The sequence below is a fragment of the Streptomyces sp. NBC_01474 genome (genome assembly GCF_035918215.1).
GTDB lineage: Bacteria > Actinomycetota > Actinomycetes > Streptomycetales > Streptomycetaceae > Streptomyces > Streptomyces aureus.
This window is the reverse complement of sequence record NZ_CP109449.1, coordinates 7,884,129-7,907,699: the sequence shown is the minus strand read 5'-3', so window position 1 is coordinate 7,907,699 and position 23,571 is coordinate 7,884,129. Positions and strand designations below refer to the sequence as shown.

Annotated in this window: 21 protein-coding genes; 3 read left to right on the top strand and 18 right to left on the bottom strand. The window is 71.8% G+C overall.

The features are described 5' to 3' along the window. Positions 1–56 precede the first annotated feature (56 nt). From OG758_RS36070 to OG758_RS36050, 5 genes are all read right to left on the bottom strand, one after another. Complete coding sequence (locus OG758_RS36070; protein WP_326716153.1) at positions 57–644, bottom strand: lysophospholipid acyltransferase family protein; 588 nt, start codon at positions 642–644, stop codon at positions 57–59. A 59-nt stretch (positions 645–703) separates the two neighbouring features. Continuing rightward, positions 704–1,408 carry a (d)CMP kinase gene (gene cmk / locus OG758_RS36065; RefSeq protein WP_326713729.1) on the bottom strand — a complete coding sequence of 235 codons (705 nt, stop codon included), beginning with the start codon at positions 1,406–1,408 and terminating at the stop codon, positions 704–706. A 112-nt stretch (positions 1,409–1,520) separates the two neighbouring features. Continuing rightward, complete coding sequence (locus OG758_RS36060; RefSeq protein ID WP_326713728.1) at positions 1,521–2,606, bottom strand: prephenate dehydrogenase; 1,086 nt, start codon at positions 2,604–2,606, stop codon at positions 1,521–1,523. After that, positions 2,603–2,965 carry a chorismate mutase gene (aroH, locus tag OG758_RS36055; RefSeq protein WP_326713727.1) on the bottom strand — a complete coding sequence of 121 codons (363 nt, stop codon included), beginning with the start codon at positions 2,963–2,965 and terminating at the stop codon, positions 2,603–2,605. The genes OG758_RS36060 and aroH overlap by 4 nt, the downstream gene beginning before the upstream one ends. Before the next feature lie 145 nt (positions 2,966–3,110). Beyond that, positions 3,111–3,527: a YidB family protein gene (locus OG758_RS36050; protein ID WP_326713726.1), complete on the bottom strand. Its 417-nt coding sequence runs from the start codon at positions 3,525–3,527 to the stop codon at positions 3,111–3,113. A gap of 189 nt (positions 3,528–3,716) precedes the next feature. Between OG758_RS36050 and OG758_RS36045 the strand changes: the two genes are divergently transcribed. Beyond that, a complete protein-coding gene (locus OG758_RS36045) occupies positions 3,717–4,421 on the top strand; it encodes a nucleotidyltransferase domain-containing protein (RefSeq protein WP_326713725.1) in 705 nt (234 codons plus the stop codon). 176 nt (positions 4,422–4,597) lie between these two features. On the opposite strand, the gene OG758_RS36040 is transcribed toward OG758_RS36045, so the two are convergent. From OG758_RS36040 to OG758_RS35990, 11 genes are all read right to left on the bottom strand, one after another. Continuing rightward, a complete protein-coding gene (locus tag OG758_RS36040) occupies positions 4,598–5,602 on the bottom strand; it encodes an ADP-ribosylglycohydrolase family protein (protein WP_326713724.1) in 1,005 nt (334 codons plus the stop codon). Further along, positions 5,599–6,330, bottom strand: coding sequence for an NUDIX hydrolase (locus OG758_RS36035; RefSeq protein WP_326716152.1), 732 nt, complete (start codon positions 6,328–6,330; stop codon positions 5,599–5,601). The genes OG758_RS36040 and OG758_RS36035 overlap by 4 nt, the downstream gene beginning before the upstream one ends. Before the next feature lie 95 nt (positions 6,331–6,425). Beyond that, positions 6,426–7,616, bottom strand: a complete 1,191-nt coding sequence (locus OG758_RS36030; RefSeq protein ID WP_326713723.1) for a pseudouridine synthase — start codon at positions 7,614–7,616, stop codon at positions 6,426–6,428. Between the two features lie 12 nt (positions 7,617–7,628). Beyond that, positions 7,629–8,273: an SMC-Scp complex subunit ScpB gene (gene scpB / locus OG758_RS36025; RefSeq protein WP_326716151.1), complete on the bottom strand. Its 645-nt coding sequence runs from the start codon at positions 8,271–8,273 to the stop codon at positions 7,629–7,631. A gap of 5 nt (positions 8,274–8,278) precedes the next feature. After that, on the bottom strand, positions 8,279–9,403 hold the full coding sequence (locus tag OG758_RS36020; RefSeq protein ID WP_326713722.1) for a segregation and condensation protein A: 1,125 nt from the start codon (positions 9,401–9,403) through the stop codon (positions 8,279–8,281). A 16-nt stretch (positions 9,404–9,419) separates the two neighbouring features. Then, positions 9,420–9,971, bottom strand: a complete 552-nt coding sequence (locus OG758_RS36015; RefSeq protein ID WP_326713721.1) for a hypothetical protein — start codon at positions 9,969–9,971, stop codon at positions 9,420–9,422. After that, entirely contained in the window at positions 9,956–11,125 is a 1,170-nt protein-coding gene (locus OG758_RS36010; protein ID WP_116502892.1) for a ParA family protein, read from the bottom strand. Before OG758_RS36010 ends, OG758_RS36015 begins: the two co-directional genes overlap by 16 nt. A gap of 346 nt (positions 11,126–11,471) precedes the next feature. Further along, complete coding sequence (ald, locus tag OG758_RS36005) at positions 11,472–12,587, bottom strand: alanine dehydrogenase (protein WP_227293926.1); 1,116 nt, start codon at positions 12,585–12,587, stop codon at positions 11,472–11,474. A 144-nt stretch (positions 12,588–12,731) separates the two neighbouring features. Beyond that, the gene (locus OG758_RS36000; protein WP_326713720.1) at positions 12,732–14,771 is read right to left on the bottom strand and encodes a tetratricopeptide repeat protein; all 2,040 of its coding nucleotides are present in this window, start codon (positions 14,769–14,771) and stop codon (positions 12,732–12,734) included. Positions 14,772–14,952: 181 nt separating this feature from the next. Then, positions 14,953–15,582 carry an NUDIX hydrolase gene (locus tag OG758_RS35995; RefSeq protein WP_326713719.1) on the bottom strand — a complete coding sequence of 210 codons (630 nt, stop codon included), beginning with the start codon at positions 15,580–15,582 and terminating at the stop codon, positions 14,953–14,955. A 110-nt stretch (positions 15,583–15,692) separates the two neighbouring features. Next, positions 15,693–17,366: a CTP synthase gene (locus OG758_RS35990; RefSeq protein ID WP_116502888.1), complete on the bottom strand. Its 1,674-nt coding sequence runs from the start codon at positions 17,364–17,366 to the stop codon at positions 15,693–15,695. 458 nt (positions 17,367–17,824) lie between these two features. Between OG758_RS35990 and OG758_RS35985 the strand changes: the two genes are divergently transcribed. Together OG758_RS35985 and OG758_RS35980 are read left to right on the top strand one after the other, a co-directional pair. Continuing rightward, a complete protein-coding gene (locus OG758_RS35985; protein ID WP_326716150.1) occupies positions 17,825–19,633 on the top strand; it encodes a glycoside hydrolase family 15 protein in 1,809 nt (602 codons plus the stop codon). 126 nt (positions 19,634–19,759) lie between these two features. Next, positions 19,760–21,430 carry a PucR family transcriptional regulator gene (locus OG758_RS35980; RefSeq protein WP_326713718.1) on the top strand — a complete coding sequence of 557 codons (1,671 nt, stop codon included), beginning with the start codon at positions 19,760–19,762 and terminating at the stop codon, positions 21,428–21,430. Positions 21,431–21,454: 24 nt separating this feature from the next. On the opposite strand, the gene OG758_RS35975 is transcribed toward OG758_RS35980, so the two are convergent. Further along, the gene (locus tag OG758_RS35975) at positions 21,455–22,624 is read right to left on the bottom strand and encodes a glycosyltransferase family 4 protein (RefSeq protein WP_326713717.1); all 1,170 of its coding nucleotides are present in this window, start codon (positions 22,622–22,624) and stop codon (positions 21,455–21,457) included. A 165-nt stretch (positions 22,625–22,789) separates the two neighbouring features. Beyond that, a complete protein-coding gene (locus OG758_RS35970) occupies positions 22,790–23,569 on the bottom strand; it encodes a hypothetical protein (protein WP_326713716.1) in 780 nt (259 codons plus the stop codon). Between the last annotated feature and the right edge of the window lie 2 nt (positions 23,570–23,571).

Sequence of the window (23,571 nt, the reverse complement as noted above, 5' to 3'; positions counted from 1 at the left end):
GTGGTGATCGGTGGACCGTCTGCATCAATGCGGCGGTCCACTACTGAAAGTCTCGCTCAGTGCCCGGTGAGGCGCCTGGCGTTTTCCAGGTGGGCGGTGAGCCGCTCCTGGATGCGCACGGTCGCCTCGTCCAGCGCCTTGCGCGTACGCCGCCCGCTGCCGTCGCCCGCCGGGAACGGGTCCCCGAAGACGACGTCGACGCGGCTGCGCAGCGGCGGCAGCGCCTTTATCAGCCGGCTGCGCTTGTTCGTGCTGCCCAGGACCGCCACCGGCACGATCGGCGCCCCGCTGCGCACCGCGAAGTACGCGAGGCCGGCCCGCAGGGAGGCGAAGTCGCCGCCCCCTCGGGTGCCCTCAGGGAAGATCCCGAGGACTCCCCCCTCGTCGAGCACGCTCAGCGCACGCGTGATCGCCGTACGGTCCGCCGTCGAGCGGTCCACCTCGACCTGGCCGATGGCGCCCAGGAACGTACCGAGCGGCCCGATGAACGCTTCCTTCTTGATCAGGAAGTGTGTCGGCCTGGGCGCGACGCCCATGACCATCGGCCCGTCGACGTTGTGCGCGTGGTTGACGGCCAGGATCACCGGGCCGGTCGCGGGGACCTTCCAGGCGCCGAGGACGCGGGGCTTCCACAGCCCGTACATGAGGCCGACCCCGATGCGGCGGCCGACCTCCGCGCCTCTTTCCGAGGGGGAAGCCGCGCTCACTTCACCGCCCGCTTCTCCCCGATGAGGGTGACCACGCACTCGATGACCTGCTGGAGCGTGAGCTCGGACGTGTCCACCTCGACGGCGTCGTCGGCCTTGGCCAGCGGGGACGTCTTGCGGCTGGAGTCCGCGGCGTCCCGCTTGATCAGGGCCTCCTGGGTCGCCTTCACGTCGGCGCCCTTGAGCTCACCGCTGCGGCGGGCCGCGCGGGCCTCCGGCGAGGCGGTGAGGAAGATCTTCAGGTCGGCGTCGGGCAGGACGGTCGTACCGATGTCACGGCCCTCGACGACGATGCCCTGCTCGGTCGAGGCGGCGATGGAGCGCTGCAGCTCGGTGATGCGGGCACGCACCTCGGGGACGGCGCTGACGGCGCTGACCTTCGAGGTGACCTCGGTGGTGCGGATGGGACCGGCGACGTCGACGCCGTCGACCGTGATCGTCGGTTCGGACGGGTCGGTGCCGGAGACGATCTCGGCCTTGCCGGCCACGGCGGCGATGGCCGTCGGGTCGGTCAGGTCTATGCCGTTGTTCACCATCCACCAGGTGATCGCCCGGTACTGGGCACCGGTGTCCAGGTAGCTGAGCCCGAGCTGGGCGGCGACGGCCTTGGAGGTGCTCGACTTGCCCGTGCCGGAGGGGCCGTCGATGGCGACGATCACTGCTGCCGGGGCGGCGCTTGCGGCGGTTGCGGCGGTTTCCACGGGGCTGCGGACACCTTTCTCAGTGCACGGGACAGGGAGGCGGGGCGCAAAGGCGCCCCGCACAAGGTTACTGGCTCAAGCACCCTGCCCTTACAGCCCCTGTGGACAGGACCTACTGGCGCATCGCCCAGCCCCGGTCGCGCAGAGCCGCGGTCAGCTTCGGGGCCGCCGCCGGCTGGACCAGCAGCTGGACGAAGCCCGCCTGCTGGCCGGTCGCGTGCTCGATGCGGACGTCCTCCACGTTGACGCCCGCGGCGCCCGCGTCGGCGAAGATCCGGGCCAGCTCGCCCGGCTGGTCGGAGATGAGGACCGCCACGGTGTCGTACGCCGCCGGGGCCGCGCCGTGCTTTCCGGGGACGCGGACCTGGCCCGCGTTCCCGCGGCGCAGGACCTCCTCGATGCCGGTGGTGCCCTCGCTACGCTTCGCCTCGTCCGACGACTGGAGGGAGCGCAGGGCGCTCACCGTCTCGTCGAGGTCGGCGGAGACCGCGGAGAGCAGGTCGGCGACCGGGCCGGGGTTCGCGGAGAGGATGTCGATCCACATGCGGGGGTCGGAGCCCGCGATGCGCGTCACGTCCCGGATGCCCTGGCCGCACAGGCGTACGGCCGACTCCTCGGCGTGCTCCAGGCGGGCCGCGACCATGCTGGAGACCAGGTGCGGCATGTGGGAGACGAGGGCGACGGCGCGGTCGTGGGCGTCCGCGTCCATGACGACGGGGACGGCCCGGCACAGCGCGACCAGTTCCAGCGCGAGGTTCAGGACCTCGGTGTCGGTGTCGCGGGTGGGCGTCAGCACCCAGGGGCGGCCCTCGAAGAGATCCGCGGTGGCCGCCAGGGGCCCGCTGCGCTCGCGGCCCGACATGGGGTGCGTACCGATGTAGGGGCTGAGGTCGAGGCCGAGCGCCTCCAGCTCACGGCGCGGTCCGCCCTTGACGCTGGCGACGTCGAGGTATCCGCGGGCCACCCCGCGCCGCATCGCGTCGGCCAAAGTCGTCGCGACGTGCGCGGGCGGCACGGCCACCACACAGAGGTCTACGGGTCCCTCGGGCGCCTCGTCGGTGCCCGCGCCGAGCGCGGCGGCGGTGCGGGCCTGCGCCGGGTCGTGGTCGGCGAGGTGCACGTGCACACCGCGCGAGGCGAGCGCCTGGGCCGCGGAGGTGCCGATGAGGCCGGTGCCGATGACGAGGGCGGTTCTCACTGGGCGATGTCCTTGCGCAGGGCGGCGGCGGCGCCGAGGTACACGTGCGCGATCCCGGACTTCGGCAGCTCGGACTCGATATGGGCGAGGACGCGGACGACGCGCGGCAGCGCTCCCTCGATGTCGAGTTCCTGCGCGCAGATCAGCGGCACGTCGACGATGCCCAGCTTGCGGGCGGCGGCGGCCGGGAAGTCGGAGTGCAGATCGGGGGTGGCCGTGAACCAGATCGAGATCAGGTCGTCGGAGGTCAGCCCGTTCCGCTCAAGGATGGCGGTGAGCAGCTCGCTGACCTGCCCGTCCATGTGTCCGGCTTCGTCCCGTTCCAGTTGGACGGCGCCACGGACCGCTCGTACCGCCACGGTGTCGCTCCTTGCTTGCGTACGTACAGCTGATGAGGTGCCAAGCCTAGTCAGCCCCGCAGACACCGGCGCGCGGCGCCCGCCTGCCGAGACGGACGCCGCGCACGGTGCGGGACATCAGAGCTTCCGGTCTCCGACCAGCCGGTCAGAACTTCTGCTGCTGGACCAGCTCGTCGAGCGAGAGGCCCGGCACCTCGCCCTCCGGGGTCAGCTTGTCGACGGCCGTGGGCAGGGCGCTCGCGATGTCGTTCGCCGCCTGGTCGGGGCTGACGCCCGACTCCGCCGCGACCTTCTGCAGCGTGGCGTCCGGCAGGGCCTCCTTGACCTGGTCCGGGGTCAGCTGCTCGTTCGAGCCGGTGCCGACCCAGGACTGCGCCTGCCCGCCGAGGCCCGACTTGGCGAGCGCCTCCAGGAGGCCACCCAGCGGGTTGCCGCCCGCGGAGCCGCCCTGGCCCTGGGTGAACGCCGCCAGGAGCGAGGTGAGGACCCCGCCCGCCGAGCCGCCCGCCTTGTCACCGAGGAGGCCGCTGAGCAGGCTTCCCAGATCATTGTCACCCGCCATGGTCACGCCTTTCAGGACGTTCTCGGAGTCCTTCGTGGACTCACTTCCGGAGCCCGAAGACCCCTGACAATGTGACCCGAACCACACTCTGTCGCCACTCGGACGGCCCAGGCCGGCCCTCCCTCCGGAAGATCACGGACGCCGGAAATTCGCTCCGCTCCGGCAGGGCGCGGACCGTACGCTCCGTTCATGACAGAGGCTCTGGACCTGGTGCGCGACCACACGATCTACTCCTGCGTGATGGGGTCGCGGGCGTTCGGCCTGGCCACGGACGGCAGCGACACCGACCGCCGGGGCATCTTCGTGGCGCCGACGCCGATGTTCTGGCGGTTCGAGAAGCCGCCGACGCATGCGGACGGTCCGGCGGACGAGCAGTTCTCCTGGGAGCTGGAGCGCTTCTGCGAGCTCGCCCTGCGGGCCAATCCGAACGTCCTGGAGTGCCTGCACTCGCCGCTCGTCGAGCACGTCACCGACACGGGCCGCGAACTGCTCGCCCTGCGCGAGGCGTTCCTGTCCCGACAGGTCCACGCCACATTCACCGGCTACGCGACGGGCCAGCGCAAGAAGCTCGACGCGGATGTCCGCCAGTACGGCGCCCCGCGCTGGAAGCACGCGATGCATCTGCTGCGCCTCCTCGCCTCCTGCCGCGATCTGCTCCGCACCGGCCGGCTGACCCTCGACGTGGGCGAGGACCGTGAGGCGCTGCTCGCGGTGAAGCGGGGCGAGGTTTCCTGGGACGACGTGGTGGCCCGGATGGCGCGCCTGGGCGGCGAGGCGGAGGAAGCCGCCGCCCGCACCCCGCTGCCGGCCGAGCCGGACCGGGCGCGGGTGGCGGACTTCCTGTTCGGGGTGCGCCGGGCGTCAGCCCTTCAGCTCGTCGGCCCTTCGGCCTGAGCCGTACGCCGAGGTCGTGCAGGGCGCCTCGCAGGCGGTCGGGGTGTCCGGCGGGAACCCTCCCGCGCGGCGTCGAGGACGGCGTGCAGCGGGTCCGCCTGCCCGCCGACGATGCCGCGAACTCCGCGTCGGTCACGCGCACAGCGCGGCGCACCCATGCCGTCCGCCGTCATCGGTCAGGCGTCCCAGAGTGCCCCGAGGGACAGCAGGTCGCTGCGGTACTCGATCCGTTCCGACCAGTCCGCCGGCCACACCTCGTCGCCCAGGTACGCCCCGGCGAACGCCCCCGTGAGACAGGCGATCGAGTCCGAGTCGCCCGAGGTACAGGCGGCGCGGCGCAGGGCGGTGACGGGTTCGTCGACGAAGAGCAGGAAGCAGAGCAGGCCCGTGGCGAGCGCCTCCTCGGCGATCCAGCCCGCCCCGGTGGCCAGGCACGGGTCGGTCTCGGGCGACGGTGAGCGCAGCGCCTCCTGGAGCCGTTCGAGCGCGGCCAGGCAGTCGTCCCAGCCGCGCGCGATGAAGTGCTCCGGGCTCGGGTCGGCGGCGTGCGCCCACAGGTCACCGAGCCACGGCGCGTGGTACTTCTGCCGGTTCTCGTACGCGTACGAGCGCAGCATCCCGACGAGTCCGGCCGGCTCGGCGCCCTGGGCGAGGAGGTGGACGGCATGCGCGGTGAGGTCGGACGCGGCGAGGGCCGTGGGGTGCCCGTGCGTGAGGCCGGACTGCAACTGGGCGGCGCCCGCGCGCTGTTCGTCGCTGAGGCCGGGGACCAGGCCGACCGGCGCGACGCGCATGTTGGCGCCGCAGCCCTTGGACCCGATGCGGCTGGCCTCCTGCCAGGGCTTGCCGCGCGTGAGGAGGTCGCAGGCCTGGAGGCAGGTGTTGCCGGGGGCCCGGTTGTTCTCCGGGGACTGGTACCAGTCGATGAACTCCTCGCGCACGGGCCGCGTCATGCGCAGCGGCGCGAGCACGCCGCGGTCCATCGCGGTGCGCAGGCCGCGCCCCAGGGCGAGCGTCATCTGGGTGTCGTCGGTGACGATCGCGGGCCTGGGCAGGGCCATCTGCCGCCAGGGCCCGCACTTGGCGAGGATCGACGGCACGTCGTTGAACTCGGTCGGGAAACCGAGCGCGTCCCCCAGGGCGAGCCCGACGAGGGAGCCGGTCGCCGCACGCTTCTTCATGAGGGTCGTCCTTCCGCGGGGGGCCTGAGCAGGGGCGGGTGCAGGGCGGTGGCGGGCCCTGCTTTGTAGAGCGCGGCGGGTTTGCCGCGGCCGCCGGTGAGCCGGGCGGCCCCGTGCACCGGTTCGACGAAGCCGGGGGTGGCGAGGACCTTGCGCCGGAAGTTCGCGGGGTCGAGGCCGGCGCCCCACACCGCTTCGTAGACCCCCCGCAGCTCGCCGAGAGTGAACTCGGGCGGGCAGAAGGCCGTGGCCAGGCAGGTGTTCTCGATGCCGGCGCCGACGCGCTCGTGCGCGTCGGCGAGGATCCGGTCGTGGTCGAAGGCGAGCGGACCGTACGCGCCCGTCCCGTACGGCAGCCAGTCCGCGCGGGCGGCGTCACCGCCCCCGCGCACCTCGGGCGGGTCGGGCACGAGGGCCGCGAACGCGACGGAGACGACCCGCATCCGGGGGTCGCGGTCCGGGTCGCTGTAGGTGCGCAGCTGTTCCAGGTGCAGCCCGGTGACGTCGGACAGGCCGGTCTCCTCGGCCAGTTCGCGCGCCGCCGCCGTCTCCGCGGACTCGTCGGGCAGGACGAAACCGCCGGGCAGTGCCAGGCGGCCCGCGTACGGGTCCTGCCTCCGCTCGACGAGCAGCACCCTCAGCGCGCCGTCCCGGATCGTGAAGACGGCCAGATCGACGGTGACGGCGAAGGGCTCGAAGCCGTACTTGTCATAGCCCTGCACGCACACCACCCCCCTCTCTTTATAGTCTTACCGACTATAAAGAGAGGGGGGTGGCACACACAAGAGCCAGGCCCTTGCCGGGGCGGGGTGCCCAGGTGCTTCTAGAGGTCGACCTCCTGCATCAGCATGCCGACCTCGGTGTTGGACAGGCGCCGCAGCCAGCCCGACTTCTGGTCGCCCAGCGCGATCGGCCCGAAGGACACCCGCACCAGCTTGTCGACCGGGAACCCGGCCTCCGCGAGCATGCGCCGCACGATGTGCTTGCGGCCCTCGTGCAGGGTGACCTCGACGAGGTAGTTCTTGCCGGTCTGCTCGACGACGCGGAAGTGGTCCGCCTTCGCGTACCCGTCCTCCAGCTGGATGCCGTCCTTGAGCTGCTTGCCCAGGTCGCGCGGGATCGGGCCCACGATGTGCGCGAGGTAGGTCTTCTTCACGCCGTACTTGGGATGGGTGAGGCGGTGGGCCAGCTCTCCGTGATTGGTGAGCAGGATGATGCCCTCGGTCTCGGTGTCGAGCCGCCCGACGTGGAACAGCCGCGTCTCGCGGTTGTTCGTGTAGTCACCCAGGCACTGGCGGCCGTCCGGGTCCTCCATGGTGGAGACGACACCGGCCGGCTTGTTCAGCGCGAAGAACTGGTGCGACTGGGTCGCCACGGTCAGACCGTCGACCTTGATCTCGTCGTTCTCGGTGTCGACGCGCAGCCCCTGCTCGAGCACGATCTGGCCGTTGACCTCGACCCGAGCCTGCTCGACGAGCTCCTCGCAGGCGCGCCGGGAGCCGTAACCGGCCCGCGCGAGCACCTTCTGGAGCCGCTCGCCCTCCTGCTCGGCGCCCGGGAAGGTCTTGGGGGTCTTGATGTCCGGCCTGCCCGCGTACCGGTCGCGGTTGCGCTCCTCCTGCCGGGCGTCGTACTCCCGCGAGGTCCCCGGGGCGCCACTGCGACCGCCGCCGCGGGCGCCGGTGCCCTGGGAGGTGCGGGGGCCTCCCTTGGCGCCGCCGCGCGCCGCCGCGCCCCGGCCCCTCTTCGGCGCGCCGCCGCCGTCGGCGGGGCTCACGTCGTAGCGCCGCTCCTCGGGACGCGGCTTGCTCGGCCGGCCCTGCTTGTCGTCACGGTCGTTGCCGGCACCGCGGTAGTTCCCGCGACCGCCGCCACCGCTGCCGCCACTGCTGCCGCCGCGGCCACCACCGCTACCGCCGCGACCGCCACCGCTGCTGCCGCGGCCGCCGCTGTTGCCACCACGGCTCCCGCCGTTGTTTCCGCTGCTGTTCCTGCCGCTGCTGCTGCTTCGCATCAAAAGTTCCGTCTAGTCGTCTGCGTCCTCGTAACCCGGCGCATCGGGTGCGTCCGGGTCGAACGACGGGACCCCTTCCTGCGTCTCGGCCTCGATCGCGTCCGCCTCCGGAAGGAAGGGCGCGAGTTCCGGGAGCTCGTCCAGGCCGCGCAGGCCCATCCGCTCCAGGAAGTAGTTCGTCGTCCTGTACAGGATCGCACTTGTTTCGGGTTCCGCGCCCGCCTCCTCCACGAGGCCCCTCTGGAGGAGGGTCCGCATCACGCCGTCACAGTTCACTCCGCGCACGGCGGAGACCCGCGATCGGCTCACCGGCTGGCGGTACGCGACGACCGCGAGGGTCTCCAGAGCTGCCTGGGTGAGCCGGGCCTGCTGCCCGTCGAGCACGAAGCGTTCGACCGCCGCCGCGTACTGCGGCCGGGTGTAGAACCGCCAGCCGCCCGCCACGAGCCTCAGCTCGAATCCGCGGCCCTGGACCGTGTACTCGTCCGCCAGGGCCCGCAGGGCGTCCGCCACGGCCCTGCGCGGCCGGTCCAAAATCTTCGCGAGGTGCTCTTCGGTCGCGGGCTCGTCGACGACCATCAGTACGGCCTCCAGAGCCGGCCCGAGATCCAGCTCGGCCACCCGGTCGGCCCCGGCGACGGCCTCCTGCCCACTCATGCCCGTCATGACTGCTTCTCCTCCGCCCCGCCCCGCTCGGCCTTTGTCTCTTTACCGTCTTTGCCGGCCGTCTCGGGAGGCCTGTCGAACTCGTCCGTGACGGTCGGCTCCCCGTCGCTCTCCCCACCGGTCCAGCGCACGAGAAGCTCCCCGAGGGCCTCCTCCTGATCCAGGCTGACGACCTTCTCCCGGTACAGCTCAAGGAGCGCCAGGAAGCGTGCCACGACGGTCAGGGTGTCGTCGGTGTCCTCGACCAGCACCCGGAAACTCGCCTCGCCCAGCTCCCGCAGCCGCGCCACTACGAGCCCGGCCTGCTCGCGCACGCTGACCAGCGGGGCGTGGATGTGGTCGACGTACACCTGGGGCTTCGGCCTGGGCTGCATCGCCTTCACGGCGAGCCGGGCGAATCCTTCCGCCCCGATACTGATGACGACTTCCGGCAGCAGCTCGGCGTGATGCGGCTCCAGACCGACGGTCCGCGGATAGCGCCGCGCCTCCTCGTCGAGCCGCTCGCTGAAGATGTCGGCGATCTTCTTGTACGCGCGGTACTGGAGCAGCCGGGCGAACAGGAGGTCACGCGCTTCGAGGAGCGCGAGGTCGGCCTCGTCCTCGACCTCGGCGGTCGGCAGCAGCCGGGCGGCCTTGAGATCGAGCAGCGTGGCGGCGACGACGAGGAACTCGGTGGTCTGGTCGAGATCCCACTCGGGCCCCATGGCGCGGATGTGCACCATGAACTCGTCGGTCACTTTGGAGAGCGCGACCTCGGTGACGTCCAGCTTGTGCCTGGAGATCAGCTGGAGGAGCAGATCGAAGGGCCCCTCGAAGTTGGCCAGCCGCACCTTGAACCGCCCGTCATCGGGCACAGGCTGCTCAGGTGCGGGTTCCGAGCCGGAGCCCGCCGGCTCCTGAGACTCCAGACCGGGCTCAGCCACGAGCTCCGCCGGCGGTCCAAGTTCCGGCTCGGGAACGAGCTCGGGCTCAGGAACGGGCTCCGACTCAGGAACCGCCACGGGCTCAGGAACTACCCCCGGCCCCGGCCCCGGCAGGCGCGTCGCCCCCGGGCCCCGGCCCAGCGCGCGTCGCCGCGCGCCCCGGCCGGGCGTGGAGGAGTCGTCGTCGTTCGCGGGCATCAGGCGGACGTTACCGCTACCGCCCGCGCAGTCGGCGTACGAGAATGCTCGCGTCTCCGCGCGACTCCAGGTCGGCGAGCACCACGGCGACCGCCTCGCGGACGATGCGGCCGCGGTCCACGGCGAGCCCGTGCTCCCCGCGGAGCACGAGGCGCGCGTGCTCGAGGTCCATCAGCTCCTCGGCGGAGACGTACACCGTGATCTTCTCGTCGTGGCGCTCACGCCCGCTGGGCCGCCGGTTGGCGGCCGCCCGGGAGCGCTTGCGCGACGATCCCGCGGAGGCAGAACCTTCCTGCGCCTGCGGCGGGCGGCGCCCCGCGGGCTTGTCGCCCTCGGTGGCGCGGCTGCGGGACCCGCCCGACTCGTCGTCCGCCGCCGCGTGTTCGGCGCTCTCGCCGCCCTCGCCGCGCTGCTTCTCCTCGGCGGCGACGGGGTCGCTCTCACCCGCCGGTGCGGGCACCCGCGCTTCGCCGTTGACCGGGCGTCTCGGGGAGGAGGCCTGGAGCCCCATTCCCCCGGTGGTACGGAACAGTTCGTCGGCCCCCGGCAGACTCACTCGGCGTGACACCGGGCGAGCACCTCCCTGGCGAGCTGGCGATAGGCGGCCGCGCCGACCGAGTTGGAGGCGTACGTCGTGATCGGCTCACCGGCGACCGTGGTCTCCGGGAAGCGCACGGTCCGGCCGATCACGGTGTGGTAGACGTGATCGTCGAACGCCTCGACCACGCGCGCGAGCACCTCACGGCTGTGCACCGTGCGGGAGTCGTACATCGTGGCGAGGATGCCGTCGAGCTCCAGGTCGGGGTTGAGCCGCTCCTGGACCTTCTCGATCGTCTCCGTGAGGAGCGCGACACCGCGCAGTGCGAAGAACTCGCACTCGAGGGGCACGATCACCTTGTGAGCCGCCGTCAGGGCGTTCACGGTGAGCAGGCCGAGCGAGGGCTGACAGTCGATCACGATGTAGTCGTAGTCGGCCATCAGCGGCTTCAACGCCCGCTGGAGCGTGGACTCGCGAGCGACCTCGCTCACCAACTGCACCTCGGCGGCGGACAGGTCGATGTTGCTCGGCAGCAGGTCCATGTTCGGGACCGCGGTCTTCAGGAGGACCTCGTCCGCGGCCATGCCCCGCTCCATGAGCAGGTTGTAGACCGTCAGGTCGAGTTCCATCGGGTTCACGCCGAGACCGACCGAGAGCGCGCCCTGCGGGTCGAAGTCGACGAGCAGGACACGGCGTCCGTACTCCGCGAGCGCGGCACCCAGGTTGATGGTCGACGTGGTCTTGCCGACGCCGCCCTTCTGGTTGCACATCGCGATGATCTTCGCGGGGCCGTGGTCGGTCAGCGGGCCTGGGATCGGGAAGTACGGGAGCGGGCGCCCGGTCGGGCCGACGCGCTCGCGGCGCTGACGGGCAGCGTCGGGCGCCAGCGTGGCCGCGTACTCGGGGTCCGGCTCGTACTCGGCGTCGGGGTCGTAGAAGTGCCCCTCGGGCAGTTCGTCGTAGTCGGCGAAGTGGGAGCGTTCGCCACTTCGGTCGCCGGCCATGGCGTTCACGTGATGGCCATCCATGCTCTGGGGTGCTGTCTGCGTCTGCAGGGGGCTGCTCTGACGGGCGGCAAAGGTACGGACCGCGACGGAGCCGACAGCCTCGAGCCCCGCGGGACCTTGCTCCCTCGCAACCGTTCCTGGTTGACCACCCCCGGGAGTAAATGTCGACTCATTCACAAGTCGTCTTACCTCCTTGGTGACCAGGAAACTTCTAGATAGGTCAGCGTGGCACCATGCCGACGGTTGGCGACTCTATGGCGTGTCACCACTCCGCAGCAACACAATCCGCCGGACCCGGCCCGATGTGTCGGCAACGGAACACCCTTGTGTCAAGGGTGCACGGCGTCGGTTCGAAGCGTTTCGCGGGTGCGCGAATCGGTTAAAGGGTTACGTTCGAGGCGAGTTGACCAAGTCCGTATTGATGCCCAAGTGATACGCATACGGCCGGACCCCTCACAAGGTCCGGCCGCAGGCGTGAGATTGACGACTTCCGTTGACGGAAGTGGTCGAAGAGTCGTCGACGTCAGCCGAGCAGGGACTCCAGCTCGGTGTGCTCGAGGCCGTGGGACTCGGCGACCTCGCGGTAAACGACCTTGCCGTCATGCGTGTTGAGGCCCAGGGCGAGCGCCGGGTCGCGGCGCAGCGCCTCGACCCAGCCGCGGTTCGCCAGCTCGACGATGTACGGCAGCGTGGCGTTCGTCAGCGCGTACGTCGACGTGTTGGGCACGGCGCCGGGCATGTTGGCGACGCAGTAGAAGACCGAGTTGTGGACCGGGAAGGTCGGCTCGGCGTGCGTCGTCGGGTGCGAGTCCTCGAAGCAGCCGCCCTGGTCGATCGCGATGTCGACAAGGACACTTCCCGGCTTCATGCGGGAGACGAGCTCGTTGGTGACCAGCTTCGGGGCCTTGGCGCCCGGGATGAGGACGGCGCCGATGACCAGGTCGGCCTCGAGGCACGCCTTCTCGAGCTCGAAGGCGTTGGAGACGACGGTCTGGATCTTCGTACCGAAGATCTTGTCGGCTTCCTTGAGCTTGTTGATGTCGCGGTCGAGCAGGGTCACGTGGAAGCCCATGCCGATGGCGATCTGCGCGGCGTTCCAGCCGGAGACACCGCCGCCGATGACGACGGCCCTGGCGGCGAGCACGCCCGGGACACCGCCCGGCAGGACACCGCGGCCGCCGTTGGCGGCCATCAGGTGGTAGGCGCCGACCTGCGGGGCCAGGCGGCCCGCGACCTCGGACATCGGGGCGAGCAGCGGGAGCGCGCGGTTCGCGGTCTCGACCGTCTCGTAGGCGATGGCGGTGGTGCCGGACTCCAGGAGCGCGTCCGTGCACTCCTTGGAGGCGGCGAGGTGCAGGTAGGTGAAGAGCGTCTGGTCCTTACGAAGGCGGTGGTACTCCTCCGCGATCGGCTCCTTGACCTTCAGGAGCAGGTCAGCGGTGGCCCAGACCTCGTCGGCGGTGCCGAGGATCTGCGCACCGGCCGAGACGTACTCGTCGTCCGTGATCGAGGAGCCGACACCGGCGTTCTGCTCGACGAAGACCTGGTGGCCGTTGCGCACGAGCTCGTGCACACCGGCGGGGGTGATGGCCACCCGGAACTCGTTGTTCTTGACCTCGCGGGGGATGCCGACCTTCATCGTCGATCACGGTCCTTGGCTCAGGGATTTCTCGGGCAATGCACTACATACCAGTGCGCTTGGGGGCGCACCGGGAGACGCCACGGAAGTACGCGGCGGAGCCAGTCTAATGAAGGATTTCTAGCTGTCTAGCCTTTCAAAGCATCAATCTTCTTCGGATGCACTACGGATTTCGTAGGCATCAGCACCCTGTTCTGGAGTCATTCCTTCGATCGGTAGCTCCTCTCCCAGCATGCGCTCGGCCGCACCGCGGTGCAGCTTCGCGGCCGCGGGGTCGCCGAGCCGGTCGAGCGTGTCGGCCAGGCGGAGCTGCAGCGCGGCCTGCAGTCGTACGTCCTTGGCCTGGCGCGCCCACTCGACCGCTTCCTGGCAGGTGTGCAGCGACTCCTCGGGCCGGCCCGCGTACTCCTGGACACGCGCCATCTCGCTCAACGCCCGCGCCTGCGCTGCGACATCGCCCTCCTTGCGGTACCCGGCGGCGGCCGAGCGCCAGCTGCGCAGCGCGTCGCCGTAGCGGCCCGCGTAGGTGTTCACCGTGCCGATGCGGCCGTGCAGCCGCGCGGCGTCGGCGCGCTCGCCGCGGGTGAGCCGCTGGGCGAGGGCGCGCCCGTACCAGTCGGCGGCCCGGTACCAGTCCCCCAGCTCCTGGTACGTGCCGCCTACGGATTCCATCGCGCGGCCGGTCGCGTACGGGTCCCTGGCTTCGCGTCCGGCGTCCAGAGCGGCCCGGTAGCGGGTGAGCGCCTCCTGGGTGCGGCCGGTCCGCGCGTCGAGGTCGGCGAGGTTCAGGAGGGCCGCGGCCTTCTCGCGGGGCAGGTTCCTGCGCTCGGCGACGTCGAGGACGAGGCGATGGATGCCGTAGAGGTCGGGGGCGGCGGCCTCGGCGCCGACGTGCGCGGCCAGGGCCCGCGCCAGGGCCGCCATCAGGCGCCTGGCCAGGGTGTCGAGCTCCCCGTCGGCGACGGCGAGGCGGGCGGCGGCCAGGAGCGCGGGCCGCCGGACCCGCAACCACTCGGCGCCCGCCGCGGGGCTCGGGAAACGCAGGGCGCGGGGCAGCCCCGCGAGCTTCTTGCGGGCGGGCGAGCCGTCCGGTTCGGTGATCGCACGGCAGGACTGGAGCAGCCGCACCGTGCGCTCCAGCATGCGGGCGCGGGCGAGCTGCACCTCGCCCGGCCGGTCGTGGGTCTCGGTCAGGCCGCGCAGGAGCGGCATCAGGCAGCCGGGCACCTCGTACTGCGGCAGCTCGGAGTCGATCCGCCCGACCAGGCCGAGCACCGTGAAGTCGTCGAGGGTGGTCTGCGCGGCGGAGACGGAGCAGCCGGCCAGCGCGGACGCGGTGTGCGGGTCTACATGACCCTCGGGGGCGAGGGACAGGTAGCGCAGTATCCGGGCGGCGGGCACCGGCAGGGACGCGTAGGCGTGCTGGAAGACGCGGGCGAGCGCGGGCCCGTCGTCGGCCTGGGCGTGCAGCTGCTTGGCCAGGTCCGCCACGGCCTCCTTGGGGCGTACGGCGAGCCAGCCGCCGGCCAGCCTCAGCGCCGCGGGCTGTGACCCGCACTCCTCGACGAGGGATTCCGCGGAGCGCGGGTCGACGGTGATGCGGACCGCTCCGGTGTGCCGGCCGAGCAGTTCGAGGGCGGATTTCGTGTCGAGGCCGCCGAGCGTGCAGGGCCGCACGTCGGAGATTCCGGTCAGTGGCCCCTCGGACACGGCGACGACCAGGCAGTCGGGGGTTTCGGGGAGCAGCGGGTCGACCTGTTCGGCGTCCGCCGCGTCGTCGAGGAACAGCACGACCCTGCGGACGGAGAGCCCTTCGCGCAGCCGCTCGGCGAGGTCGTCCTCGTCTTCGCCCGGAGGCGCGGGCAGATCGAGGGTGTCGAGGAGTTCGCGTGCGGTGCGTTCGGTGGGGACGCGGGTGCCGTCCGGGGCGGTGAGGCGGGTCCGCAGGATGCCGTCCGGGTAGCCGGCGGCGACCTGGCCCAGGAGTTCCTCGGCGAGCGCGGTGCGACCGGATCCCGGGCGGCCCGCGATGAGCAGGACGCGCGCGCGCGGCGCTTTGCGCCCGGCGATCGTGTCGAGTCCCGCGCGCTCGATGTCGGCGCGCAGTTCCTTCAACTCACGGCTGCGGCCCAGGAACTGACTGCCCTTCAGTCCGTCCTTCGGTTCGACCGCCTGATCCGTCACGGGCCACGCTCCGTCCACCTGCGCCGAACCCGCCGGGGTGCGGGCGGGACGCTTTGAGAGCCTAGTTCAGGCGGAACAGCGTTCCCTGGCGGGCGGCGCGGAGGTGTCCCTCAATCGGATCAGCCGATGGTGTGACCGGAGGGGCCGATCGGAATCAGCCCCTCCGGTGCACAGCCCGTACCTACGCCTCGAACGGCCGGGCGGGCCAGGGCGCCTCGGCCGGCCGGAGCGACTCCACGCCGTCACCGGCCCGCACGGCGGTCAGCGCGAGCGCCCCCACCACCAGGCAATTGTTGTGCAGCTCGCCGGCCAGCACACCGCGTACGAGCTCCCCCAGGGGGACGCGGGCCAGCTCCATGTCGGCCTCCTCGTCCTCCACCTCGAAGCGCTCACCCTCCGCCTCGGACAGGTCGCGGGCCAGGAAGACGCGGACGGCCTCGGAGCAGCCGCCGGGCGTCGTGTAGACGTCGGTGAGGACGCGCCAGTCCTCCGCCTTGACGTGCGCCTCCTCGTAGAGCTCGCGCTGAGCCGCGTGCAGCGGGTTCTCGCCGGGGATGTCGAGGAGTCCGGCCGGAATCTCCCAGAGCTTGTGCCGCACGGGGTGGCGGTATTGCTTGAGGATCAGGACGCGGCCCTGGTCGTCGAGGGCGAGGACGGCGACGGAGCCGGGGTGGACCTGGTAGTCGCGGCGGACGACCGAGCCGTCGGGCATGACCACGTCGTCGGTGCGCACAGAGGTCTTGTTCCCGACGAACGGGGTCTCGGTCGCCCGGACCTCCCACTCCTCGGCGGTGTCCTTGATCGTCGTCATGTCGACAGGTCCTCCTACGCACATAAAAAGAAACCGGGGCAACAGAAACCGGGGCACGTACCCCAAAAGGCACGTACCCCGGCAACCGTACAACCCATGTCCTACACGGCTTACTTGGCCTTCTTGCCGTTCGCCGCGGCGCCGGTCTTGCGCTCGACGGCCGCCTTCACCAGGCCCGCGAAGAGCGGGTGCGGGCGGGTCGGGCGGGAGCGGAGCTCGGGGTGCGCCTGGGTCGCGACCAGGTAAGGGTGCACCTCACGCGGGTACTCCACGTACTCCACGAGCTTGCCGTCCGGCGACGTGCCGGAGAACTGCAGACCGGCCTTCTTCTCCAGCTCGGCGCGGTAGGAGTTGTTCACCTCGTAGCGGTGACGGTGGCGCTCCTCGACGTACTCCTTGCCGTCGTACACCTCGCGCGCGATGGAGCCCTCGGCGAGCTTCGCCGGGTACATGCCCAGACGCATGGTGCCGCCCATGTCGCCCTCACCTGCGACGATGTCGAGCTGCTCGGCCATCGTGGAGATGACCGGGTGCGCGGTGGCGGCGTCGAACTCGGTGGAGTTCGCGTCGGGGATGTCGGCCAGGTTCCGCGCGGCCTCGATCACGATGCACTGCAGGCCGAGGCAGAGGCCGAGCAGCGGGATCTTGTTCTCGCGGGCGAACTGGATCGCGCCGACCTTGCCGGACACGCCGCGGTCGCCGAAGCCGCCGGGGATGCAGATCGCGTCCACGTCACCGAGCTGCTTCTTGGCGCCGGCCGCGGTCTTGCAGTCGTCGGACGCGACCCACTTGATCTTGACGCGGGCCTTGTTGGCGAAGCCGCCGGCGCGCAGCGCCTCGGTCACCGACAGGTAGGCGTCGGGCAGGTCGATGTACTTGCCGACGAGCGCCATGACGATCTCGTGGTCGGGGTTGTGGACGCGGTCGAGCAGGTCGTCCCAGGTCGTCCAGTCCACGTCGCGGAACGGCAGGTCCAGCTTGCGAACGACGTAGGCGTCCAGGCCCTCGGTGTGCAGGACCTTCGGGATGTCGTAGATCGACGGGGCGTCGATGGCCGCGACGACGGCCGCCTCGTCGACGTCGCACATCAGGGAGATCTTGCGCTTGATCGCGGTGGGCACCTCGCGGTCGGCGCGCAGGACGATCGCGTCCGGCTGGATACCGATGTTGCGCAGGGCGGCGACCGAGTGCTGGGTCGGCTTGGTCTTGAGCTCGCCGGAGGGGCCGATGTAGGGCAGCAGCGAGATGTGCACGACGAAGACGTTGTCGCGGCCGACCTCGTGGCGGACCTGGCGGACGGTCTCCAGGAACGGCAGGGACTCGATGTCGCCGACCGTGCCGCCGACCTCGGTGATGACGACGTCGACGTCGTCCGTGGCCATGCGCCGGATGCGGTGCTTGATCTCGTTCGTGATGTGCGGGATGACCTGGACGGTGTCACCGAGGTACTCGCCGCGCCGCTCCTTGGCGATCACCTGGGAGTAGACCTGGCCGGTGGTGACGTTGGCCGTGCCGTCCAGATCCACGTCGAGGAAGCGCTCGTAGTGGCCGATGTCCAGGTCGGTCTCGGCGCCGTCGTTGGTGACGAACACCTCACCGTGCTGGAACGGGTTCATCGTGCCGGGGTCGACGTTCAGGTACGGGTCGAGCTTCTGCATCGTGACCCGCAGACCACGCGCCTTGAGGAGCGCACCCAGGCTGGAGGCCGTCAGGCCCTTGCCGAGGGAGGAGGCGACACCCCCGGTGACGAAGATGTGCTTGGTCGTCGTGGATTTGGGCGTCATGGCCAAGAGGGGGCTCCCGTGGTCGCGGTCTGGAATGCGTACCGGCTTGCCTGGTCCGGAGATTTCCGGGGGTGCCGTCGCTGCGGGTTCGGGGGCTTCGACTGCTTGCAGAAGCGCACCGGTCCACGGGCTACCAGGGTAACAGCGAGTGGGCGAGGCTGCTTCCGGCCACGCTCCGCACATGCGTCACCACAGCATCACCGAAACCTCACCCGCCGCTCACCCTTTCGGCCCACCTTCGTTGCCGGGACCGGCGCGCGGATCACTGCGCTGCGTCGTATCCTGCTCGGACACTCGCTGCCGAGCCAGGCCGGCAAACGGCACTACCCCCGCCCGTTACTCCCGGAACAAGAGCTCGTCAGTTCGTTTCTCACGACGACGCACCAACACGAACCCTTGACCGCAGAGACCGCAGAGCGATCGCCCTTCCGGGGGCGTACGTGGCCGTTCGACTGGAGATGCACGTGGCCGGGCGCATCGAGGACTACGCACTCATCGGAGACATGCAGACCGCAGCCCTGGTCTGCCGGGACGGAACAGTCGACTGGCTGTGCCTCCCACGCTTCGACTCGCATGCCATTTTCGCCGGCCTGCTCGGCACCGAGGAACACGGCTTCTGGCGGCTGGGACCGGCGCACGCGCCGGAGGCCGAGCCGCCGACCGCGGCGCGCCGGACGTACCGCGGCGATTCCCTGATCCTCGAATCCGAGTGGGACACCCCCCGCGGCACGGTCCGCGTGACCGATTTCATGCCGCCGCGTGACGGCGCGCCGCAGCTGATCCGGATCGTGGAGGGCATCAGCGGCCGCGTCCCGATGCGCTCGGCACTGCGCATGCGTTTCTCCTACGGGCGGATCGTGCCGTGGGTGCACAAGGTCGACAGCCGCACGGTCGCGGTCGCGGGCCCCGACTCCGTGTGGCTCGACTCGACCGCGGAGACGTACGGCAAGGACCTGACGACCTACTCGGACTTCACGGTGGCGCCGGGCGACCGGATCGCGTTCACCCTCTCGTGGCAGCCCTCGCACCTGAAGCCGCCGGCCCTTCCCGACCCGGAGGGGTCTTTGGAGGCGACGGAGGAGTTCTGGGGCGAGTGGGTCGAGCACTGTACGTACCACGGGCCCTACCGCGAGGCCGTGGTCCGTTCGCTGATCACGCTCAAGGCCCTGACGTACGCGCCGACCGGCGGCATCGTCGCCGCGCCGACGACGTCGCTGCCGGAGGAGATCGGCGGTGTCCGCAACTGGGACTACCGCTACACCTGGCTGCGCGACGCGGCGATCACCCTGTCGTCCATGCTGCGCACCGGCTACCGCGAGGAGGCCCGTGCCTGGCGGGACTGGCTGCTTCGCGCGGTCGCCGGCGACCCCGAGAACCTGCAGATCATGTACGGGATCGCGGGCGAGCGTGAGCTCGGCGAGGCAGAGCTCGACTGGCTGCCCGGCTACGAGAACTCGGCGCCGGTGCGGGTCGGCAACGGCGCGGCGCACCAGCTCCAGCTCGACGTGTACGGCGAGGTCACCGAGGCGCTGCACCTGGCACATATGACGGGCCTGACCCGCAACGACTACGCGTCCCTGCTCCAGCTCAAGCTGATCCGCTACCTGGAGAAGCACTGGGACGAGCCGGACGAGGGCATCTGGGAGGTGCGCGGGCCGCGGCGGCACTTCGTTCACTCGAAGGTGATGGCGTGGGTCGCCGTGGACCGCACGATCAAGCTCATCGAGTCGGGTGACGCGGACGGGCCGCTGGAGAAGTGGCGCGAACTGCGCGACGACATCCACCGGGACGTGTGCGAGCGGGGCTACGACAAGGAGCGCAACACGTTCACGCAGTCGTACGGCTCGAAGGAGCTGGACGCCTCGCTGCTCCTGATCCCGCAGATGGGCTTCCTGCCGCCCGACGACAAGCGCGTCATCGGCACGATCGAGGCGATCCAGCGGGAGCTCTCGACGCCGGACGGGTTCATTCTGCGTTACCCGACGACGGGCGAGGACGCGGGCGTCGACGGCCTGGAGGGCGACGAGGGCGCGTTCCTCGCCTGCTCGTTCTGGATGGCCGACGACCTCGCGATGATCGGCCGCGTGGACGAGGCCCGCACGCTCTTCGAGAAGCTCCTGTCGCTGCGCAACGACCTGGGGCTGCTCGCGGAGGAGTGGGACTCGCGTCTGCAGCGCCAGGTCGGCAACTTCCCGCAGGCGTTCAGTCACGTTCCGCTGATCGACACGGCCCTGCGGCTGACGGCCTCGGGGGCGTACGGCGGCTAGCGCGGCTTCCTGATCATCATTCCGGCGGCGCGTCCCCCTGCGGGACGCGCCGCCGGCGGCGTCAGCCACGTCCTGCCTGACGGCCGGAGGTTTTCCCGGAACGTGCTCGCAGGTAGCGTCCGCACCATGGACACTCAGGCCCCCCACAGCAGCACGCCCGGCACCCAGGGCGGCATCACCGTGCAGCGGGCCCTGGAACTGCCAGGTCTGCGCAGCGGGCTCCCGGAAGTGGTGGCGGGCGGGGACCGGCTGCAGCGCACCGTGCGCTGGGTGCACGCGGGCGAGGTGCCCAACATCGCCTCGCTCCTCAAGGGCGGCGAGCTGCTCCTGACGACCGGGTTCGGCATCGGTACGCGCCCCGCCGAGCAGCGGGCCTTCGTCCGCAAGCTCGCCGACCGCGGCATCTCCGCGCTCGTCATCGAGCTGGGCCAGCGCTTCGCGCGGCTCCCCGCCGCGCTGGTGGAGACCGCGCGCGCGGCCGGCCTCCCGCTGGTGCAGCTGCACCGTGAGGTGCCGTTCGTGACGGTCACCGAGGAGGTCCACACCGAGATCGTCAACGGGCACTACGCGCTGCTCCAGCGCGCAGAGGAGGTGCACCGGCGCTGCACGGAGGCCCTGCTCGGCGGCGGCGGAGTGCCCCAAGTCCTGCGTATTCTCGCGGAGTTCAGCGGCAACCCGGTGTTCCTGGAGACGGCCGACGGGCAGCTCCTGTACGCGGCCGGGGGCGAGCCCGAGGTCGCCGACCCGCTCCAGGTGTGGGAGGGGATGCGCGGCAAGCCCGCCGACCGGGACGAGCCGCCGGCCGGGGCCGTGCTCGTCGACGTGCCGGGCGGCGGGCCCGGCACCGGGTCCGTGCGGGCGCGTCTCGTCCTGCTGCCGGTCGCGGCCCCACTGGCGCCCGTGCACCGCATCGCGGCGGAACGGGCGGCGAGCAGCCTCGCCGTCGTCCTGATGCAGGCCCGCCAGGAGGAGGAGCTGGCGGCGCGCGGCCGCGGTGACTTCCTCACGGATCTCGCGGAGGGCCGGATCACACCGGACGACGCCCCGGCGCAGGCGCGCGTCCTCGGGTTCAAGCCGGGCGGCCAGGGGCCGCTGCTGCCGGTCGTGATGCGGCTGCCCGAGGCGTCGGTGGGCTCGGTGGGCCTCTCCCCCGGCGGCGGCTGGGCGGTGCTCGCCCGGGCGGTCGCCGAGGAGCTTGCCGCGGTCGGGGTTCCGGTCCTGCTCGGCGTACGGCCCGTCGAGGGGCGCGTCCCCCTGCTGCTCGGGCTGCGGTCGGACTCGGAGCGCACGGCGGTCGCGGACCGGGTGGCGGCGGCGCTGCGGGCGGGGGTCGAGCGGGCGGGCATGCTGCGCGCCGGGACGCAGCCGCCGGTCGTCGTGGTCGGCGGCGCGGGCGGCTGGGCCGCGGCCGCGGCCGGCCTGCGGCACGCGGCCGAGACGGCCACGGCGGCGCAGGGTCTGTCGGACCGGCCCTGGTACGACGCGCGGCGCCTCGACATCGACCTGCTGCTGTGGCGGTTGCGGGACCATCCGGACCTGGCGGCGTTCGTGGAGCGTGCGATCGGCCCTCTCCAGGCCCACGACCGCCGCGCCAAGCCCCCGCTCCTTCCCACGCTCCAGACGTATCTGGCGCACGCGGGCCGCAAGGCGGAGACGGCCCGCGAACTCCACCTGAACCGTCAGACGCTCTACAACCGCCTTGCCCGCATAGGGGAGTTGCTCGGAACTGACCTGGACGACCCGCAGACGGTACTCGCGTTGAGCCTGGCGCTGCGGGCGCGCAGGCATGTGGGGTGAGCGCGCCGTCAGACCTTGGTCAGGTCAGCCCGGCGGCCGGGCCCCCGTCAACTCGTCGTAGACGCTGAGCACTTGGGCCACCGTCTCGTCCTCCGTCGGCCACGACGCCGCCTGCAGCGTGCCGCGCTCCTTGAGTCGGTCGCGGCGCGCGGGGTCGGCCAGGAGGCGGACGACGGTGTCGGAGAGGGCGCGCGCGTCGCCGTAGGGGACGAGCTCCGCCGCGTCGCCCACGAGTTCGGGGATACCGCCGACGTCGGTGGCGACGAGCGGTACGCGTGCGTGGAGCGCCTCCTGCGCGAGGACCGAGCGGGACTCCCAACTGCTGGCCAGCAGAGCCACATCGGCGGCAGCGAGCAGTTCGGAGACGTCGTCCCGGCGCCCAACGAGCCGTACGGGCAGCTGCTCGCTCTCGATCCGGCGCTGGAGCGCGCCCCGCTCCGGCCCCTCGCCCGCGATGACGAGGAGCGGCACGGGGTCGAGGTGGCTCCAGGTGCGCGCGGCGTCCAGCAGTGTCCCGTAGCCGCGGTGCTTCACGAGGCTGCCGACGGCCATCAGCAACGGCCGGTCCACAGCGCCGAGTTCGGCCCGCGCCTTGTGCTGCAGACGCTCCGGGTCCTCGGGTCCCTCGGGGCCGGGCACCGGCGCGGCTTCCGACGAGCCGGGGCGGGACGGCGCCGGGAAGGCGACCGCGGCCAGCCGGGCGTCACGGGCACCACGGACACGCGCTCGCTCGACGAGGTCCGAGGACGTGCCCAGGACCACGGACGCGGCCCTCGCGACGCGCCGTTCGAGCAGCCGCAGCAGGTGGGCGCGGGCGCCCTCGGCGTGGGAGCGGGTGTGCCAGGTGACGACGAGGGGTGTGGTCCGGCCGCTGAGCGCGAGGGACGCCCGGAGCCCGGCGTGCAGCCCGTGCGCGTGGACGAGGTCTGCGTCGGCGCAGGCGAGCCGGAGCGCCGCGACGGATCCGGGGTCGCTGCTGCGGGGCACGGTGACATGCTGGGCGCCGACGTCCGCGAAGCCGTAGACATGCGCGACCTCGGTGGGGGCGCAGACGGTGACGCGCACTCCCCTGGCGACGAGCCCGGCGGCCAGCGACCTGACGTGCGTGCTGCTTCCGGCGCTGCCGCCGCCCAGCACTTGCACGGTGCGCAACGACGACTGGCCGTGCGCTGGCTGGCTGCTCACGTGACTCACGTGGCCGGGGCTCCTGGGTCGGTCGGTGCGGGACGCTCGGGGATGTCGCGCCGTAACGGTCTGGGCCAAGGATGCCAGCCCGTACGGGCGTTCCGGCACCGGGCTGGAGTCCCGACCGTGTCGGAGTGGGCAACACGTCGTACGGGATCACTCACACGCGTGAATTCAGGCGTGTCGGGCTGACTTCGCCCCGCGGGCCAGTGCGGTCACTTTGTCCCCGTATGCCGCTGCGAGGACCAGCCCGGCCGCGTGCGCGAGGAGTCCGGCGCGCCCGTTCCCGGCGACGACGGCGACGCCGAGCGCCGCGCCCAGGGCGTGGGCCCCGGTGTCGCCGATCATGGTGCGCCCGTCGAGATCCTCCGGCAGGACCGCTGCGACCGCGCCCATGGGGGCCGCGGCGACGGCCCCCTTGAGCAGTCCGGGCGCCCCGAGCACCAGCACCGCCGCGGCCGCCCGCCCGGGCCGTACGTCCACCAGGTTCACGAGGTGCGCCGCGCCGGCGATCACGACACCGGCGAGCGCCTTGTCCACGGCCCGTTCCTCGAGCAGCGCGCCTGCGACGAGCCCCGCGGCGGAGATGCCGATCAACTTCACGGCCCCGCTGGTCAGTTCGCCGTCGCGCAGCGCCGACAGATGGGCCCGGAACCCGCTGCGCGGATCTCCGGCGCCCGCCACGTCGTCGTACGCGCCGCACGCCGCGGCGGCGAGCACGGCCAGGACGGCGGCCCGGCGGTCGGGTCCCGAGGTGGCGGCGGCCGCCCCGGCGACGGCCCCGGCCACGACGGCGGGCCCGGCGTACAGGTCGACCGCCCGGCCCGCCAAGTTCGTCCGCTCCCACAAGGCAGACCCACCCGGCCTGGCCCGCCGCAGCGCCGCATACCCGGCCCGGGCCACGACGGCCCCGGCCGCGAGAGCCGTGAACCGGCCCACCACACGCTTCTCCACGG

Bases quoted from the DNA above. Each gene is read 5' to 3' on its own strand.
- OG758_RS36050 (WP_326713726.1), bottom strand. From the start codon at position 3,527: ATGGCGGGTGACAATGATCTGGGAAGCCTGCTCAGCGGCCTCCTCGGT.
- OG758_RS35985 (WP_326716150.1), top strand. From the start codon at position 17,825: ATGCACGTGGCCGGGCGCATCGAGGACTACGCACTCATCGGAGACATG.
- OG758_RS36070 (WP_326716153.1), bottom strand. From the start codon at position 644: ATGTACGGGCTGTGGAAGCCCCGCGTCCTCGGCGCCTGGAAGGTCCCC.
- OG758_RS36040 (WP_326713724.1), bottom strand. From the start codon at position 5,602: ATGAAGAAGCGTGCGGCGACCGGCTCCCTCGTCGGGCTCGCCCTGGGG.
- OG758_RS36030 (WP_326713723.1), bottom strand. From the start codon at position 7,616: ATGCGAAGCAGCAGCAGCGGCAGGAACAGCAGCGGAAACAACGGCGGG.
- OG758_RS35990 (WP_116502888.1), bottom strand. From the start codon at position 17,366: ATGACGCCCAAATCCACGACGACCAAGCACATCTTCGTCACCGGGGGT.
- ald (WP_227293926.1), bottom strand. From the start codon at position 12,587: ATGAAGGTCGGCATCCCCCGCGAGGTCAAGAACAACGAGTTCCGGGTG.
- OG758_RS35980 (WP_326713718.1), top strand. From the start codon at position 19,760: ATGGACACTCAGGCCCCCCACAGCAGCACGCCCGGCACCCAGGGCGGC.
- scpB (WP_326716151.1), bottom strand. From the start codon at position 8,273: ATGAGTGGGCAGGAGGCCGTCGCCGGGGCCGACCGGGTGGCCGAGCTG.
- OG758_RS35995 (WP_326713719.1), bottom strand. From the start codon at position 15,582: ATGACGACGATCAAGGACACCGCCGAGGAGTGGGAGGTCCGGGCGACC.
- OG758_RS36045 (WP_326713725.1), top strand. From the start codon at position 3,717: ATGACAGAGGCTCTGGACCTGGTGCGCGACCACACGATCTACTCCTGC.
- OG758_RS36020 (WP_326713722.1), bottom strand. From the start codon at position 9,403: ATGCCCGCGAACGACGACGACTCCTCCACGCCCGGCCGGGGCGCGCGG.